Here is a 16122-nt window from a genome sequence, read left to right on the forward strand (position 1 = left end):
GCTCAACCGCGCTTGTGGAACACCTCGTCCACCAGGCCGTATTCTTTGGCCTGGTCCGCCGACATGAAGTTGTCGCGGTCGGTATCACGCTCGATGATCGACAGATCCTGACCGGTGTGCTCCGCCAGCAGGCGATTGAGCTTTTCTTTGATATACAGAATTTCCTTGGCGTGGATCTGGATGTCCGACGCCTGCCCCTGGAAGCCGCCCAGGGGCTGGTGGATCATCACCCTGCTGTTGGGCAGGGCGAACCGCTTGCCCGTCGCGCCGCCGGCCAGCAGGAAGGCCCCCATGGAGCAGGCCTGGCCCATGCACACCGTGCTCACGTTCGGCTTGATGAACTGCATGGTATCATAAATCGACATGCCCGCCGTGACCGATCCGCCCGGCGAGTTGATGTACAGATAGATATCCTTTTCCGGGTTTTCCGATTCCAGGAACAGCAACTGGGCACAGATCAGGTTGGCCATGTGGTCTTCGACCTGGCCGGTCAGGAAAATCACCCGCTCTTTCAGCAGACGGGAATAAATATCGTAGGAACGTTCGCCCTTGGCGGTCTGCTCTACCACCATGGGGATCAGGGCAGCCAGGGGCCCGTCCATCATCGGATTATGGTTGTTTGACATAAGATATTGTCCCCAAAACAAAATGGCCCAAGTGCACTCACACTGGGGCCATTATACGCAAGAGCTTAATGCTTAAGTCAAATGTTCTTAAGCGCCAACGCCCGGCTTGTTCATCAGGTCGTCAAAGCTGACCTGCTTGTCGGTCACCTTGGCCTGGGCCAGCACGAACTCGATGGCCTGATCTTCGATGGCCAGGTTACGCACGCTTTCCAGCAGCTGCTGGTTTTCGTTGTAGTAGGCGACCACTTCGGTCGGGTCTTCGTAGGCGGACGCCATGGAGGCGATGATTTCCTGCACCTTGGCATCGTCAGCCTTGATCTCGTTGGTCTTGATCACTTCGCCCAGCAGCAGACCCACGCGCACCCGGCGCTCGGCCTGTTCCTGGAATAGCTCGGCCGGCAGTTGCGGGGCGTTCTTCGGATCCATGCCGCCGAAACGCTGCAGCGCCTGCTGCCGCAGGGTGTCGATTTCGCCGTCGATCAGGGACTTGGGCACGTCCACCGGGTTCTGCTCCAATAGACCGTCGATCACCTGTTCTTTCACGGAAGCTTTCAGTGCCTGGGCCAGTTCGCGCTCCATGTTCTTGCGCACTTCGGCTTTCAGGCCGTCGACGGAGCCGTCGGCGATGCCGAAGCGCTGCACGAATTCTTCGGTCAGCTCGGGCAGTTGCTGGGCTTCGACCTTGGTCACGGCCACGGCGAACTGGGCCGGTTTGCCTTTCAGGTTTTCGGCGTGGTATTCCTCGGGGAAGGTCACTTCCAGGGTGAAGTCGTCACCGACTTTCTTGCCCAGCAGGCCGTCTTCGAAGCCGGGGATCATGCGGCCGGAGCCCAGTACCAGCACGAAGTCTTCGGCAGCGCCGCCTTCGAACTCTTCACCGTCCACGGAGCCCACGAAGTTCATGGTCACCCGGTCGCCGTCGGCGGCTTCGCGCTCGACGCTCACCCAGTCGGCGTGCTGCTTGCGTAGGGTGTCGATCATCTTGTCCAGATCGGCGTCGGTCACCTCGGCTTGAGGTTTCTCGACGGATACCGCGTCCAGCCCCTTGACTGCCACTTCCGGGTAGACTTCGAAGGTGGCGATAAAGGTAAAGTCTTCGCCGGCCTTGATCGGCGCCGGCTGCATGGTCGGCATGCCGGCCGGGTTCAGTTTCTCGGCGATCACGGCTTCGAAGAAGTTGCGCTGCATCAGCTCGCCGGCCACGTCGGCTTCCACGGAGGAACCGAACATTTTCTTGACGATGGACAGCGGGGCCTTACCAGGACGGAAACCGTCGATACGACGGGTCTTGGCCAGCTGACGCAGGCGGCTGTTCACTTCGCCGTCCACTTTCTCAGCCGGTACGGTAATGGTCAGACGGCGCTCCAGGCCTTGGGTCGTCTCTACAGAAACTTGCATTCTTATACCTCAATTTTCTTCAGCACCTTTGTGCTGACCCTGTGATGTATGGGAAGCAGCCCAGCTGCTCCTTGAATCCTGGCGAAGGCCCATGGCCTTCATGGTAAAAAGACGCGGCATTATAGCGAGGCAAAAAACCAGCGTCGAGCGGCAGTCGGCGACTGTTGGGCAATATGAGGCATAAATAGCGCTTTTCAACCCCGTCAGGCCGGTTTTTACCACCGAACCGGCCCAGCGTCCATCCGATGGCCGGCGCCGATCAGGGCATGGTATGGATAAAGGCTTTCCACTTGTTCTGCAACCGGATGACCCAGCGCGGGGTTGACGCGCCGGTTCCGGCCGCCTCCAGCCGGGGATGGGCTCCCACCACCCGGGCCAGTACCGCCTCCTGGGCCGGCTCGACGTCGACGAAGAACAGATGTCGCCCCGCATTCAGCTCGCCCCGGTACTTGCGAAACGCCCGGTGGGGTTGCTGGATGCCGAACATGCCGCCTTCCCAGGTGCAAAAGCCCAGCGCCACTATCGCCAGAAACACGAAGGGCGTCCAGCCGACGCTGGTCGTCATACCGGAGAAGTAACTGACCAGCAGCACCAGCGCCGCGGCCACTACCCCGATGAGGGCACCCAGTTCGGTGGAATGCACCACGTCCTGCTTCAGTACCGGCTCCACCTCATGCAGCCGGTGCCGCTCCACCTCGCCATCCTGCTCGCTGAGAACATGGATCTGCGGCTGGGTCACGCCGCCCTCCTCCAGTTCCTGTTCGACGGCCTCCAGATCATCCAGGTCGTCGCTGAGATAGTAATACCGTTTCATGACTGCCTCCCCATTCGGTGAGGATGGCCGTGCACCTCCCACCAGTTCCGATCGCCATGTTAATAGTATAAGCAAGGCCGTTATGACCCGCACCGCCCACCTTACCGGAGCGAACCACGACAAAACGCCGGCGTGCGCCGGCGTTGGAAATTCGGGTCCATGGCCGTACTCAGCCGGCTTTGGCCTTCAGTTTTTTCACATTGTTCTTCCCGGCTTTCGGCTCGTGTTCCACCCCTTCCTGGTAGGCCAGGCCGTAGAAGCTGTCGTGCAGCAGTTGCCTGAGCTCGGTGATCAGCGGGTAGCGCGGGTTGGCGCCGGTGCACTGATCGTCGAAGGCGGCGATGGCCAGCTCGTCAAGCTTGGCCAGGAAGTCGGCCTCGTTGACCCCGGCGTCGCGGATGGAAGCCGGAACTCCCAGCTCGGCCTTCAGGCTGTCCAGCCAGGCCACCAGTTTCTCCACCTTGGCACTGCCGCCGTCGGCAGGTGATGCCAGGCCCAGGTGCACCGCCACCTCGCCGTAGCGGCACTTGGCCTGGGGCCGGTCGTACTGGCTGAAGGCGGTCTGCTTGGTCGGGTTGTCATTGGCGTTGTAGCGAATGACGTTGCTGATCAGCAGGGCGTTGGCCAGGCCATGGGGCAGGTGGAACTCGGCGCCAAGCTTGTGGGCCATGGAGTGGCAAACCCCGAGGAAGGACTGGGCGAAGGCCACGCCGGCCAGGGTGGCGCCGTTGTGCACCTTTTCCCGCGCCTGCGGATCCTGGGCTCCCTTGTGATAGGCCGCCGGCAGGTAATTCTTCAGCAGGGTCAGGGCCTGCAGCGCCTGGCCATCGGCATACTCGTTGGCCAGCACCGACACATAGGCTTCCAGGGCATGGGTGACCGCGTCCAGGCCGCCGAAGGCGGTCAGGGACTTGGGCAGGTTCATCACTAGATCCGCATCGATGACGGCCATGTCCGGAGTCAGTTCGTAGTCCGCCAGCGGGTACTTGATGCCGGTCTGGTCGTCGGTGACCACCGCGAAGGGGGTCACTTCCGAGCCGGTGCCCGAGGTGGTGGGGATGCACACCATGGCGGCCTTGGCGCCCATTTTCGGGAAGCGGTAGATGCGCTTGCGGATATCCATGAAGCGCATGGACAGCTCTTCGAAGTGGGTGTCGGGATGCTCGTACATCACCCACATGATCTTGGCCGCATCCATCGGGGAACCACCGCCCAGGGCGACGATGACGTCGGGCTGGAAGTGCAGCATGCGCTCGGCACCCTTGCGTACCGTGGTCAGGGTCGGATCCGCTTCCACTTCATGAAAGACTTCCACTTCCATGCCCTGGGCCTTGAGTTGGCGACCGACTTTGTCGGCGTAACCGTTGTTGAACAGGAAGGCGTCGGTCACCACCATGGCCCGGCGTTTGCCACTCAGATCGGTCAATGCCTCGGCCAGGCAGCCCCGGCGGAAATAGATGGACTTGGGAAGCTTGTGCCACAGCATGTTTTCCGCCCTCTTGGCCACGACTTTACGGTTGATCAGGTGTTTGGGTCCCACGTTCTCCGAGATGGAGTTGCCGCCCCAGGAGCCGCAGCCCAGGGTCAGGGACGGGGCCAGCTTGAAGTTGTACAGATCGCCGATGCCACCGTGGGAAGCCGGGGTATTGACCAGGATGCGGGCGGTCTTCATACGGTCACCGAACAGGCGAATACGCTCGGCGTTGAGATCCTGATCGGTATAGAGGGTGGAGGTATGGCCGATGCCGCCCAGGATCACCATCTGCTCCGCCATGTCCAGGGCCTGGGCGAAATCGCGGGCGCGGAACATGCCCAGCGTCGGTGACAGCTTCTCGTGGGCGAAGGGCTCATCGTGGCCGATGGCCAGCCCTTCACCGATCAGGATACGGGTATCGGCCGGCACCGCGACCCCCGCCATGGCCGCGATGGCCTGGGCCGGCTGGCCGACGATATCGGCGTTAAGGGCACCGTTCTTCAAGATCACCGCCCGCACCTTGTCGGCGTCGGCACTCGGCAGCACATAGCCACCGTGGCTCTGGAAGCGGGCCTTGACCTGGTCATAGACCTCGTCCAGCACGATCACCGCCTGCTCGGAGGCACAGACCACGCCGTTGTCGAAGGTCTTGGACATCACAATGGACGCCACCGCCCGCTTGATGTCGGCGGACTCGTCGATCACCACCGGGGTATTGCCCGCCCCCACGCCGATGGCCGGCTTGCCGGAGGAATAGGCCGCCTTCACCATGCCGGGACCGCCGGTGGCCAGGATCAGGTTGATGTCCGGATGCTGCATCAGGTGGTTGGACAACGCCACCGAGGGGCTGTCTACCCAGCCGATAATATCGCGCGGTGCCCCCGCCTCGACCGCCGCCTGCAGTACCAGGCGGGCGGCCTCGCAGGTGGCGCCCTTGGCCCGGGGATGGGGCGAAAAGATGATGCCGTTACGGGTCTTGAGCGCGATCAGCGCCTTGAAGATGGCGGTGGAAGTCGGGTTGGTGGTGGGCACGATGCCGCAGATCAGACCCACCGGCTCGGCGATGGTAATGGTGCCGAAGTCGCTGTCTTCCTCCAGCACGCCGCAGGTGCGCTCGTCCTTGTACTTGTTGTAGATGTACTCGGAGGCGAAATGGTTCTTGATCACCTTGTCTTCCACCAGGCCCATGCCGGTCTCGGCCACCGCCTGCTGGGCCAGCGGAATACGGGCATGGTTGGCGGCCAGGGCCGCGGCGCGGAAGATTTTGTCCACCTGTTCCTGGCTGAAGCCGGCGTAGCGGTGTTGGGCGGCCTTGACGCGGGCCACCAGGGTGTCCAGCTCTTGCAGGGTTGAAACGACCATAGGGATACTCCTCACTCGAAAATAAAAAACCTTGGCTAAAACCTGAGCCTCGGGGGCTTAACCAAAGATTTGATACCAGTGTAAGAGATACCCTTTAGTGGGTATTGATCCGGATCAGCATTTCACCCAGAAACGTAATTTAATTACATAATCACAGGGAAAGAGAAAATTAGACGATTAATCAGGAATTCATGTAGGAAAATAACAAGGCATGCCGAAGCATGCCTTGTGTCACCGAACCCGCGCTACCTTAGAAGGAAACCCGGCGGTACTTGCGGTATTCCGGCTGCCAGAAATTGGCTTCTATCGCCTCATCCAGCGCCGCATCGGAGATCTGCAGCGCCTGGCCCTGCAACTGGGCGGTCTTGGCCACCATCTTGGCGATCTGCTTGCTTACCTGCTGGATTTCGCCAAGCGGCGGCAGCAGGGCGCCTTCACCGTCTTGGGCCAGGGGCGAGCAGGCCGCCAGCGCCCGGCTGGAGGACATCAACATGGCATCGGTTACCCGTTTGGCGCCACAGGCCAGCACGCCGAGGCCGATGCCGGGGAAGATGTAGGAGTTGTTGCACTGGGCGATTTCATACAGCTTGCCCTTGTACTCCACCGGCGCAAAGGGACTGCCGGTGGCCACCAGGGCCTGGCCATCGGTCCAATTGATGATGTCTTCCGGGGTGGCTTCGACCCGGGAGGTGGGATTGGACAGCGGGAAGATGATGGGCCGCGGGCAGTGGGCGTGCATGGTCTTGATCACCTCTTCGGTGAACAGCCCCGGCTGGCCGGACACGCCGATCAGGATGTCGGGCCTGGCGTTCTGCATCACTTCCAGCAGGGAGATGTTCTCGCCCGACACCTGCCAGTCCTTGATGCTCTCCAGCGACTGGGCCAGCGGGCGCTGGAAGTCGACCAGGTTGGGCATGTTGTCGGTGATAAGGCCGAAGCGGTCCACCATGAATACCCGCTCTCGGGCCTTGGCATCGCTCAGGCCCTCGGCCTTCATCTGCGCCACTATCTGCTCGGCGATGCCGCAGCCGGCGGAGCCGGAGCCGAGGAAAGCGACCTTCTTCTCGGACAGCTTGCTGCCGCTGGCTTCACAGGCGGCGATCAGCGAGCCCAGGGTCACCGCGGCGGTGCCCTGGATGTCGTCGTTGAAGCAGCACAGCTCGTCCTTGTAGCGGTTGAGCAGCGGCATGGCATTCTTCTGGGCGAAGTCCTCGAACTGCAGCAGCACGTTGGGCCAGCGGCGCTTCACCGCCTTGATGAAGGCATCGACGAACTGCTCGTACTCCTCGCCGGTGACCCGCGGATTGCGCCAGCCCATGTACATGGGATCCTTCAGCAATTGGGGATTGTTGGTGCCCGCGTCCAGCACCACCGGCAGGGTGTAGGCCGGCGAGATGCCGCCACAGGCGGTATAGAGCGACAGCTTGCCGATAGGAATGCCCATGCCGCCGATGCCCTGGTCGCCCAGGCCGAGGATACGCTCGCCGTCGGTCACCACGATGACTTTGACGTTGCGCTTGGTGGCGTTTTGCAGGATATCGTCGATACGGTCCCGGTCCGGGTAGGAGATGAACAGGCCCCGGGCCCGGCGATAGATGTTGGAAAACTCTTCGCAGGCCTGGCCCACGGTCGGGGTGTAGATGATCGGCATCATGGTGCTCAGATGATCTTCCACCAGCCGGTAGAACAGGGTTTCGTTGGTGTCCTGGATATTGCGCAGGTAGATGTGTTTGTCGAGGTCGTTCTGGAAGGCGGTGTATTGTTTATAGGCGCGGGATACCTGCTCTTCGATGGTTTCTATATTATGGGGCAGTAATCCGTCCAGGTTGAACGCGATCCGCTCGGCCTTGTTGAAGGCGCTACCTTTGTTCAGCAGGGGAGTTTCGAGCAGGGCGGGGCCGGCATAAGGCACATAGAGGGCACGTTTTTCCTGATGCTCTTTCGGCATAAGACATCTCGCTTTGTTTTAGTCCCTGAGGGGGGATTTATGGTTAGGGTTGAGGGGGCTTGCCGCAGTATAAGCCAAGCCCCGGTCCCAAACCACCACCGGCGGAGCGCACCGGTTATCTCTGCGCCACCACGCAGTTGCGGCCGTGGCTCTTGGCCGTGTACAGGGCCTCGTCGGCCTGGCGCAGCAACGCCTGCAGTTCGCTGGTATGGTCGCCCTCCACTACCCCGGCACTGATGGTGACCGTCACTTCCCCCTCCCCCAGTGGGCTTTCCACCGGCTGGGACTCCACCGCCAACCGCAGGGTTTCCGCCTGACGCTGGCCCTGCTCCAGGCCGGTATGAGGCAGCAGCACCATGAATTCCTCGCCGCCGTAGCGGGCCACCACCGCCTCCGGTCCGAAGATGTCCATGATGGTGTTGGCCACGCTCACCAGCACCTCGTCGCCCATCAGGTGGCCGTGATCGTCGTTGATACGCTTGAAGCGATCCAGGTCCATCAGGATCAGGGTATAGGGCCGGTCCACCCCGCTGTGGTGGCGCACGTCCTCGAGCTGGCGCACAAACAGCCGGCGGTTCATCAGCCGGGTCAGGGGATCCCGGGTCGACTCCCGGTACAGGTCGAGCAACATGCGCAGCTGGCCGGCCTGCACCCAGATCATCGCCAAGCTGAAGCTGAGCAGCAGCCAGACCCGGTCGATCAGATCGCCGTTGCTCAGGCTGCGCGAATCCAGCCAGTAATCGGTGGCCAGGGTGGCCAGGGTAATGACGGCCGCCACCCGCAGGCCGGAGCGCACCGGCAACGGCAATACGCCCAGCAATGCCAGCAGGAAATAGGGAAAGGCGATAAAGCCGACCGGGATCTCGGCGCCGTCGCGAAAGCTCCACAGGCTGACCAGGTTGAAGGTCAGCAGTATGCCCAGCAGGGAATAGATGGACAGTATCATCCAGCGACGATTGAGCTTGCACAGGTAGCTGAGCGGCAACAGCGGGGTCAGCATGACGCCGGTAATCAATCTGACTTTCCACAATAGCTTGAAGTGCGCCGGATCCAGCACCCACCAGTCGACCGCCACCCAGCCGGCGATGCCGATGATCAACAGGGCGACCAGCCAGCGAAAACGAATGGCGACAAAACCGATGCGGGTGAGTTTAAAATCGCGGGAGTGATAGCTATCGCTCCAGTATTCCTTGAGTTCCAACCCTTTCCCCTTTTTCTTTATTGTTGAACGGCGAACTGAATAAAGTGCCACGGGTAACGCCGGACGCGCGCCTGAGGGCGGGCCTTGTTTGCGGCTGCGACGGGAATTTTAAAAACGCTAACACTACCCAAAGCCCGGATGATGCGCCAGTGTATTTTGGTCTGAGAGGGAAATCCTTGACCTGGCTTAATTTTGGCGGATGAGCGGGGCGGCCGGCCGGTTGCAGGCCCGGGGCTTAAGTGCCAAAATCCCGGCCATACAATCACAGGACACGCTCATGACCATCACCCTCTACGGCATCAAGAACTGCGATACCGTCAAGAAAGCTCGCAAGTGGCTGGAACAGCACGCCATCGATTACCGCTTCGTCGACCACAGGGCCGACGGCCTGGACCCGGTCGAACTCGCCCGCTGGCTCGCGGTTCTCGGCTGGGAACAGCTGGTCAACAAGCGCGGCACCACTTACCGGGCCCTGTCGGACGCCGACAAGGCCAGCCTGGGGCCGGATACCGCCGCCGCCCGGCTGTTGTCCTCCCCGGCCATGATCAAACGCCCCCTGCTGGAGCTCGATGGCCAGCTGCACCTGGGCTTTAATGCCGAGCTCTACTCGCGCTTATTCAACAAGTAATAAAGGATAACAATGACTGACTCCGCCGTGCTGGCCCTGACCAGGGATCTGATCAACCGCCCTTCGGTCACTCCCGAAGACGAAGGCTGCCAGGAACTGATGGGCGCACGCCTCAAAGCCCTGGGCTTTAAACTCGAAACCATGGTATTCGAGGACACCACCAACCTGTGGGCCCGCCGGGGCAGCGCAGGCCCGCTGTTCTGCTTCGCCGGCCACACCGACGTGGTACCGCCCGGTCCGCTCGACAAGTGGCACACCCCGCCCTTCGAGGCCACCGAGATCGACGGCTACCTGCACGGCCGGGGCGCGGCCGACATGAAGGGCTCGCTCGCCGCCATGGTGGTGGCCACCGAACGCTTTATCGCCGAACACCCGGATCACCAGGGCTCCATCGCCTTCCTGATCACCAGCGACGAGGAAGGCCCCTTCATCAACGGCACCACCCGGGTGGTGGACACCCTGGAAGCGCGCAACGAGAAGATCACCTGGTGCCTGGTGGGCGAGCCTTCCTCCACCAGCGAGGTGGGCGACGTGGTCAAGAACGGCCGCCGTGGCTCGCTCACCGGCTCTCTCACCGTCAAGGGCGTGCAGGGCCACGTGGCCTATCCGCACCTGGCCGACAACCCGGTGCACAAGGCCGCCCCAGCCCTGGCGGAACTGGCCAACACCGTCTGGGACAGGGGCAACGAGTTCTTCCCGCCCACCAGCTTCCAGATCGCCAACATCCAAGCCGGCACCGGCGCCTCCAACGTGATCCCCGGCGAGATGCAGGTGCAGTTCAACTTCCGTTTCAGCACCGAGCTGGACCAGGCCAAGATCCAGGCCAAGGTGCACAGCGTGCTCGACGCCCACGGCCTGGACTACGACATCAGTTGGCTGCTCAACGGCAAGCCCTTCCTCACCGACCAGGGCGATCTGCTGGCGGCCACGGTGGCGGCGGTGCAGGCGGTGCGCCACCAGGCGCCGGCGCTGCTCACCACCGGCGGCACCTCCGACGGCCGTTTCATCGCCCAGACCGGCGCCCAGGTGATCGAGCTCGGCCCGGTCAACGCCACCATCCACAAGCTCAACGAGTGCGTGAAAATAGCCGATCTGGAGCAACTCACCGACATGTATCAGGGCATACTGGAGCGCCTGCTGGCATGACCCCCGAGGCTCTGCTCGGCCTGACCGAGGAGCATCTGGTGGCCCTGGCCGAGCCGGGTCACCGGCTGCAGCCAGAAGCGGCGGCGGCCTTCGCCGCCCTGCAGGCGGCCGCCGCCGGGGCGGGTTTTACCCTGGCACCGGCCTCGAGCTTTCGCGGTTTCGAGCGGCAGATGCTTATCTGGAACGGCAAATTCGAGGGCAGCCGCCCGCTGCTGGATGCGGACAGCCAGCCGCTGGACGCCCTGGCCCTGGCCGAGCCGGAACGCATCCGTGCCATACTGCACTGGAGCGCCCTGCCCGGCACCAGCCGACATCACTGGGGCACGGATCTGGATGTCTACGATCCCGCCCTGTTGCCCGTCGGTGGCACGCTGCGGCTGGAGCCCTGGGAATATGACGAGGGCGGCTATTTCTACCCGCTCAGTCGGTGGCTGGACGCCAACATGGCCCACTTCGGTTTTTTCCGCCCCTTTCGCCGGGACACCGGCGGCGTGGCGGTGGAGCCCTGGCACCTGAGCTACCGGCCCCTCGCCGGGGCCTGCGCCGCAGCCCTGACCCCGGCCCTGGTGGCCGAGGCCATCAAAGCCCGGCCGGTGGCCGGAAAAACGCATATCCTTAAGTTACTGGACGAGATTTTCGCCCGTTATATCCGCAACATTACCGAGGATTGAACCATGAGCATCTGGCTCTGGATTGCCCTGCCCCTGCTGTTTCTGGTCGGCATTTTCGTCAGCGCCCTCAAGGACACCAAGCAGATTGAAAAAGTCGTGAAGAAAAATCGCGACAAGATGAAACTGCGCGACTGGGACGACGAGGAAGAAGAACGCAAGAAGGACGACGACTGGGGTGTGCCCCCGGGCAGCTACCATCCCGATGACAAGGATACAGACAAGAACAAGAAATAGAGGCCGGGGATTATCCAGTCCCACTCCATGTTCACTGGCTCGTTAAAACAACCCCAGTTGCTTTCCGCTCAAGGCATCGAAACTCAGGCCCGCAAAGGGCAAGATGGCGTCGGCCACCGGCTTCAGCTGGCGGTCGATATAGTGCTGATAGTCGATGGCCGACCGTCGATACTCCTCCGGCTCAGGACCGTTGACCGTGATCAGGTAGCGGATCACCCCCTTGTGCTGGTAGCGCAACGGCAAGCCCCGCCGGGCGTTGTGCTCATCGGCCAGCCGCGCCGCCCGCACCTGGGGTGGTTGTGATTTAACATACTGGGCCAGGGGCCGGCGTAACCGCTTGCGATAGACCAGATCCGCGTCCCGCTCGCCGGCCAGGGTCCGGGCCAGGGTCTGACGGATGAAGTCGCTGGGATCCCGGTCCGCGAACACCAGCCGGTACAGTTCGGTCTGGAACTGCTGGGCCAGGGGCGTCCAGTCGGAGCGCACCGTTTCCATGCCCTTGAACACCAGTTCGCCTTCACCGTTTCTGAGTCGCAAGCCAGCGTAGCGCTTCTTCGAACCCTGCTCCCGGCCGCGGATGGTGGGCATCAGAAAGCGGGCGAAATAGCTCTCGAACTGCAGTTCGAGGAAGCTCTCGAGTTGCAGCTCCCCGGCCAGTTGCTCCCGCCAGCCGTCGTTGACCCGCGCCGCCAGCCGCCGTCCCTCCCGGCTGGCCGAGGCCTCGTCGTGCTCCCCTTCCAGCAGCACGAACACCGAGTCGGTGTCGCCGTAGATCACCTCATGGCCCTCGCCTTCTATCCAGCGGGCGCTCTGCTGCATGATCTCGTGGCCGCGCAGGGTGATGGACGACGCCAGCCGGGTATCGTAGAAGCGGCAGCCCCCCGAGCCCAGCACCCCGTAGAAGGAGTTCATCAGGATCTTGATGGCCTGGGAGCGGGGGCCGTCCCGCTCCCGCTTGGCCTGATCCCGCTCCCGCCACAACCCTTCGATGATGTCCGGCAGGAAATGGTGGCGGCGGGAGAAGCGACCGCCGCGAAAGCCGGGGATGGCGTCCTCTTCCTGCAGGCCCAGCACCAGGCCGAGGGGATCTATCTTGAAGGTGCGGATGATGGAGGGATACAGGCTCTTGAAGTCCAGCACCAGCACGTGGCGGTACAACCCCGGGCGCGAGTCCATCACATAGCCGCCGGGGCTGGCCAGGCCGCCGCCGGCGGGCAGGTTGGGCGCCACGAAACCGGCCCGGTGCAGGTGGGGCAGGTAGACCTGGGTGAAGGCCGCCACCGAGCCGCCCACCCGGTCCAGCTCCAGGCCGGTGAGCTGGCTGCGCAGGCGCAGGAAGTCGAGCAGCCGGGTGTGCTCGAAGATGTCCCACACCAGCCGGCAATCTTCCAGGTTGTAGGCGGCGAGTTTCGGCTTGTTGTGGCAAAAGTCGCGCTGGATGGCCGCCAGCCGGTTGGCCACGTCCTCGGTCTGCTTGCCCCGGCCCAACAGCGCCTGGGCCACATGCTCCAGGCTGAAGCTGTCGAACTGGTAACAGGCGGTCTTGAGCGCGTCGATGCCGTCGATGGCCACCCGCCCGGGCAGGGTGACGAACACCTGCCCGGTCTGGCTCTGCTCACGCAGGAAAGCGCCCTCACCGCCCCGTCCCAGTCGCAGCTGCAGACCATGCAGCGCCGCCCGCTGCAGGATCAGCTTCAAGTCGAAGCCGACCAGATTCCAGCCGATAAGCAGATCCGGATCGTGGTCGCCGAGCTCCTGCTCCAGCGCCCTGAGCAGGGCCACCTCGTCCTCCAGCCAGCGGATGTCGGTATCGGCCGGCTCGGGCTGGCCGATCATCAGCACCCGCGCCAGCCGCTCTCCGTAGAGGCCGATGGAATAGAGTTCGCCCCGGGCCGAGCATTCGATATCGAGCGACAGCACGCGGAAGCGGGGCTGCCAGTGGCCGGGCCTGAGCCGGACCCGGGTAAACTGGCGGTAGCCGGCCTGCTGCCGGCCCTGCCCGACAAACTCCACGGCGCCGCGGATGAAGCGGCTGATCAGAAAACGCTCATGCAACCGCAGATCGTCTTCCAGCACGGTGACGCCCTGGGCACCCAGCCACTGTGCCGCCGCCCGGTGCGCCGCTATGGTCGGAAAGTAAAGCACCGCCACCGACTGGTGGTCGAAGCTCTGCAGGCCGGGCTCGGCCCACTCGCAGGCGATGCCGGCCCGGGCGAGCCCCTCGCGGCAGGGCTCGCCTTCGCGCACCGGCACCATCAGCAATGGACGCTCGCCGGACAACAGCAACCGTACCGGTCCCTGCGGGGTGCAGAGCCAGTAGACGATCTCGGTGCCGTCCCGGCGATCCCGGCTGTGGCGGGTCAGGATAAAACCCTGTTCGATGGCGTTCATGGAGGCATTATAAACGAGCGCCACGGGGCGTCCTCTTGTTCCGGAGAGCGGCCATAAAAAAGGGCCGACCGGCCCTTCCGACTGCTGACAAACCTTTGCCTTTCTCGGTGGTCACGCCCGCGCTGGCGGGAGTCCGGAGCAATAGGCCATGGATCTCCGCCTTCGCGGAGATGACCTGGGTTAAACAGCGGCGACAAAGGGAACTGCCTGACAAAAAGCAGGTAATGGACGTTGTCAGCAAGCCGAACGTCCGCCTCAGCGGATCAGATCGGTCCGCTCGAAGGCCTGGCCCAGGGTGGTGGCGAAATCGCTCAGCACCTCGCCGGAAACCGGGGCCTTGTCCTTGTCGCTCAGGGTAATGCTGGTCTGGTTGCCCAGATCGCCCAGCTGGATACGGTATTCCTCTTCCGGGATCGCCATCGCCGGTAGGCCCAGCTCACGCCAGTTACCGGCACTGAGGCCGTCGAACGTCACATCCAGGTAACCCAGCGCCTGCTGGCGATTGGTCAGCTCGAAGCCGAGCTGCGGCAGCAGGGTCGCCAGCCGTTTCCAGGTGCGGTCATACCCCTCGGCCGCCAGCAGGCGGCCCTGGGGAGCGTCCAGCTCCAGCTTGATCGGGCTGCGATCCAGCAGGCTCTGCTGCCGGCCGAGCTCCCGCTGGTAAGACAGCGAGAAGGCATTCAGCATCGACGCCTCGGCCCGTTGCTGATCCTGGGCCAGCGCCCCTTCCCGGCCCAGGGCGCTCACCTGCACCGCCACCGCCCGGCGCACCGCGTCCGGCACCAGCTGCCAGCGGAATTGCTGGCCGGCATTGCCGATGGGCCGGCCATTGCTCTGCCAGCCCTGGTCGTCGCGGCGGAACTCCGCGTCCTGGTTACTGAAAAAGCTTTCCAGCGCCTGGCTCAGCTCCTGCTCCAGCGGCTGCTCCAGCCGTTGCTGGTAAAACCACAGGCCGGAGGCGTCTTCCATCACTTCGGAGCCGCGCACCAGCGGCAGCACCTGGGTGGGCGGGCGGATATCCAGCGCCTTGCCGGTGACCCCGCGCTGGGCGCTGTCGGACAGCATCGGCACCACAAACTCGTTATTGAACGCCGGCGCTTCCAGCCCGGCCGGGATCAGCAGCGGCGTCGAACGCAGGCTGGCATCCTCATAGTCGAAGCCCCGGTTGGCTTGGGTGCGGGTTTCCGGGTTGCTGCAACCCGCCAGTACGCCCAGGGCCAGCAGCCCTATTACCATTTTCTTTGAATTCAAGGTTTTATCCACGCCCTATTAACTCCGCTTGTAGTAACGCCGCCCTTACCCGCTGCTGCCCCGAAGCACTCAGGGGGATCAGGGGCAAACGCGGCATTGGTGACTCGATGAGCCCGAGCTCGGCACAGGCCCATTTCACCGGTATGGGGTTGGTATCACAGAACAGTTCGCGGTGCAGCGGCAGCAATCGCCGGTTGATGACCTCCGCCTGCGGCCAGTCGCCGGCCAGGGCCGCCGCAAACAGCGCCGCCATCCCGGCGGCGGCGGCATTGGCGGTGACCGACACCACACCATGGCCACCGAGGCGCACAAAATCAAGCGCCAGCTCATCATCGCCGCTGAACAGCAGGAAATCCTCACCGCAGCACGCTTTCAATTGGCTGACCCGTTCGAGACGCCCGCTGGCCTCTTTGATACCGACCACCGGCACAAGTTCCGCCAGCCGGCCGACGGTTTCCGGCAACAGGTCGCAGCCGGTGCGCCCAGGCACGTTATAGAGGATTTGCGGCAGCGCGCTGGCTTCGGTAATCGCGGTGTAGTGGGCCATCAACGCCGCCTGGGACGGCTTGTTGTAGTAGGGTGTCACCGAAAGGCCCGCGGTCACCCCCATCTGCTCCATCGCCCGGCTCAGGCGGATGGCCTGGCGGGTATTGTTGGAGCCGCAACCGCCGATCACCGGCACCCGGCCGTCGGTATACTCGACCACCGCCCGCACCACCTCGAGGTGTTCGGCGGTGGACAGGGTCGGCGATTCGCCGGTGGTGCCCATGGCGGCAATGGCATCGGTGCCGCTGGCCACATGGTAGTCGACCAGCCGCCGCAGGCTGGTGAAGTCGACTTCCCCCGCCGCCGTCATCGGCGTGATTAACGCCACTATGCTGCCGCTGAACATGGCAAATTCCGTTTGGTATCAAGTGTTCGCTATGGTAGTGGCGGCCCTTGCGGAATACAAGAGAGGCGCTGGAGCCACCATCAATT

13 protein-coding genes are annotated in these 16122 nt (G+C 63.2%); 4 read left to right on the plus strand and 9 right to left on the minus strand.

What is annotated here, in order from left to right; all coding sequences use genetic code 11:
* Positions 1-2: 2 nt before the first annotated feature.
* The 6 genes from clpP to C7H85_RS10270 all read right to left on the minus strand — a co-directional run bounded on the left by clpP (position 3) and on the right by C7H85_RS10270 (position 8823).
* Positions 3-626 (minus strand): ATP-dependent Clp endopeptidase proteolytic subunit ClpP, encoded by a 624-nt coding sequence (gene clpP / locus C7H85_RS10245; RefSeq protein WP_106729609.1) that lies wholly within the window; start codon positions 624-626, stop codon positions 3-5.
* A gap of 87 nt (positions 627-713) precedes the next feature.
* Entirely contained in the window at positions 714-2024 is a 1311-nt protein-coding gene (gene tig / locus C7H85_RS10250; RefSeq protein ID WP_106729610.1) for a trigger factor, read from the minus strand.
* A gap of 259 nt (positions 2025-2283) precedes the next feature.
* Positions 2284-2838, minus strand: coding sequence for an NAD/FAD-utilizing enzyme (locus tag C7H85_RS10255; protein ID WP_106729611.1), 555 nt, complete (start codon positions 2836-2838; stop codon positions 2284-2286).
* Positions 2839-3007: 169 nt separating this feature from the next.
* Positions 3008-5674, minus strand: coding sequence for a bifunctional acetaldehyde-CoA/alcohol dehydrogenase (adhE, locus tag C7H85_RS10260; RefSeq protein ID WP_106729612.1), 2667 nt, complete (start codon positions 5672-5674; stop codon positions 3008-3010).
* 250 nt (positions 5675-5924) lie between these two features.
* Positions 5925-7622, minus strand: coding sequence for an NAD-dependent malic enzyme (locus C7H85_RS10265; protein WP_106729613.1), 1698 nt, complete (start codon positions 7620-7622; stop codon positions 5925-5927).
* Between the two features lie 115 nt (positions 7623-7737).
* Positions 7738-8823, minus strand: coding sequence for a GGDEF domain-containing protein (locus C7H85_RS10270; protein WP_106729614.1), 1086 nt, complete (start codon positions 8821-8823; stop codon positions 7738-7740).
* A gap of 277 nt (positions 8824-9100) precedes the next feature.
* Here C7H85_RS10270 and C7H85_RS10275 point away from each other — a divergent pair, with 277 nt between their 5' ends.
* Genes C7H85_RS10275 through C7H85_RS10290 form a run of 4 tightly spaced genes read left to right on the plus strand, consistent with a single transcriptional unit; the run spans position 9101 to position 11502 of the window.
* Positions 9101-9451, plus strand: coding sequence for an ArsC family reductase (locus tag C7H85_RS10275; protein ID WP_106729615.1), 351 nt, complete (start codon positions 9101-9103; stop codon positions 9449-9451).
* A gap of 12 nt (positions 9452-9463) precedes the next feature.
* A complete protein-coding gene (gene dapE, locus C7H85_RS10280) occupies positions 9464-10597 on the plus strand; it encodes a succinyl-diaminopimelate desuccinylase (protein ID WP_106729616.1) in 1134 nt (377 codons plus the stop codon).
* The gene (locus C7H85_RS10285; protein ID WP_106729617.1) at positions 10594-11268 is read left to right on the plus strand and encodes a M15 family metallopeptidase; all 675 of its coding nucleotides are present in this window, start codon (positions 10594-10596) and stop codon (positions 11266-11268) included. Before dapE ends, C7H85_RS10285 begins: the two co-directional genes overlap by 4 nt.
* Positions 11269-11271: 3 nt before the next feature.
* Positions 11272-11502 (plus strand): hypothetical protein, encoded by a 231-nt coding sequence (locus C7H85_RS10290; RefSeq protein ID WP_106729618.1) that lies wholly within the window; start codon positions 11272-11274, stop codon positions 11500-11502.
* 42 nt (positions 11503-11544) lie between these two features.
* Here the strand turns inward: C7H85_RS10290 and C7H85_RS10295 are convergent, their stop codons facing one another.
* The 3 genes from C7H85_RS10295 to dapA form a co-directional block, all read right to left on the minus strand.
* Positions 11545-13893 (minus strand): DNA polymerase II, encoded by a 2349-nt coding sequence (locus C7H85_RS10295; RefSeq protein WP_106729619.1) that lies wholly within the window; start codon positions 13891-13893, stop codon positions 11545-11547.
* Between the two features lie 255 nt (positions 13894-14148).
* Positions 14149-15144: an outer membrane protein assembly factor BamC gene (gene bamC / locus C7H85_RS10300; RefSeq protein ID WP_245879637.1), complete on the minus strand. Its 996-nt coding sequence runs from the start codon at positions 15142-15144 to the stop codon at positions 14149-14151.
* A 4-nt stretch (positions 15145-15148) separates the two neighbouring features.
* Positions 15149-16036, minus strand: a complete 888-nt coding sequence (gene dapA / locus C7H85_RS10305; RefSeq protein WP_106729621.1) for a 4-hydroxy-tetrahydrodipicolinate synthase — start codon at positions 16034-16036, stop codon at positions 15149-15151.
* Positions 16037-16122: the final 86 nt, after the last annotated feature.

It is taken from the genome of Zobellella endophytica (assembly GCF_003012775.1).
Lineage (GTDB): Bacteria > Pseudomonadota > Gammaproteobacteria > Enterobacterales > Aeromonadaceae > Oceanimonas > Oceanimonas endophytica.

Coding starts and splice junctions, on each gene's coding strand:
- adhE (WP_106729612.1), bottom strand. CDS start 5,674: ATGGTCGTTTCAACCCTGCAAGAGCTGGACACCCTGGTGGCCCGCGTC.
- C7H85_RS10255 (WP_106729611.1), bottom strand. CDS start 2,838: ATGAAACGGTATTACTATCTCAGCGACGACCTGGATGATCTGGAGGCC.
- clpP (WP_106729609.1), bottom strand. CDS start 626: ATGTCAAACAACCATAATCCGATGATGGACGGGCCCCTGGCTGCCCTG.
- tig (WP_106729610.1), bottom strand. CDS start 2,024: ATGCAAGTTTCTGTAGAGACGACCCAAGGCCTGGAGCGCCGTCTGACC.
- C7H85_RS10290 (WP_106729618.1), top strand. CDS start 11,272: ATGAGCATCTGGCTCTGGATTGCCCTGCCCCTGCTGTTTCTGGTCGGC.
- C7H85_RS10275 (WP_106729615.1), top strand. CDS start 9,101: ATGACCATCACCCTCTACGGCATCAAGAACTGCGATACCGTCAAGAAA.
- C7H85_RS10285 (WP_106729617.1), top strand. CDS start 10,594: ATGACCCCCGAGGCTCTGCTCGGCCTGACCGAGGAGCATCTGGTGGCC.
- dapE (WP_106729616.1), top strand. CDS start 9,464: ATGACTGACTCCGCCGTGCTGGCCCTGACCAGGGATCTGATCAACCGC.
- dapA (WP_106729621.1), bottom strand. CDS start 16,036: ATGTTCAGCGGCAGCATAGTGGCGTTAATCACGCCGATGACGGCGGCG.
- C7H85_RS10265 (WP_106729613.1), bottom strand. CDS start 7,622: ATGCCGAAAGAGCATCAGGAAAAACGTGCCCTCTATGTGCCTTATGCC.
- C7H85_RS10295 (WP_106729619.1), bottom strand. CDS start 13,893: ATGAACGCCATCGAACAGGGTTTTATCCTGACCCGCCACAGCCGGGAT.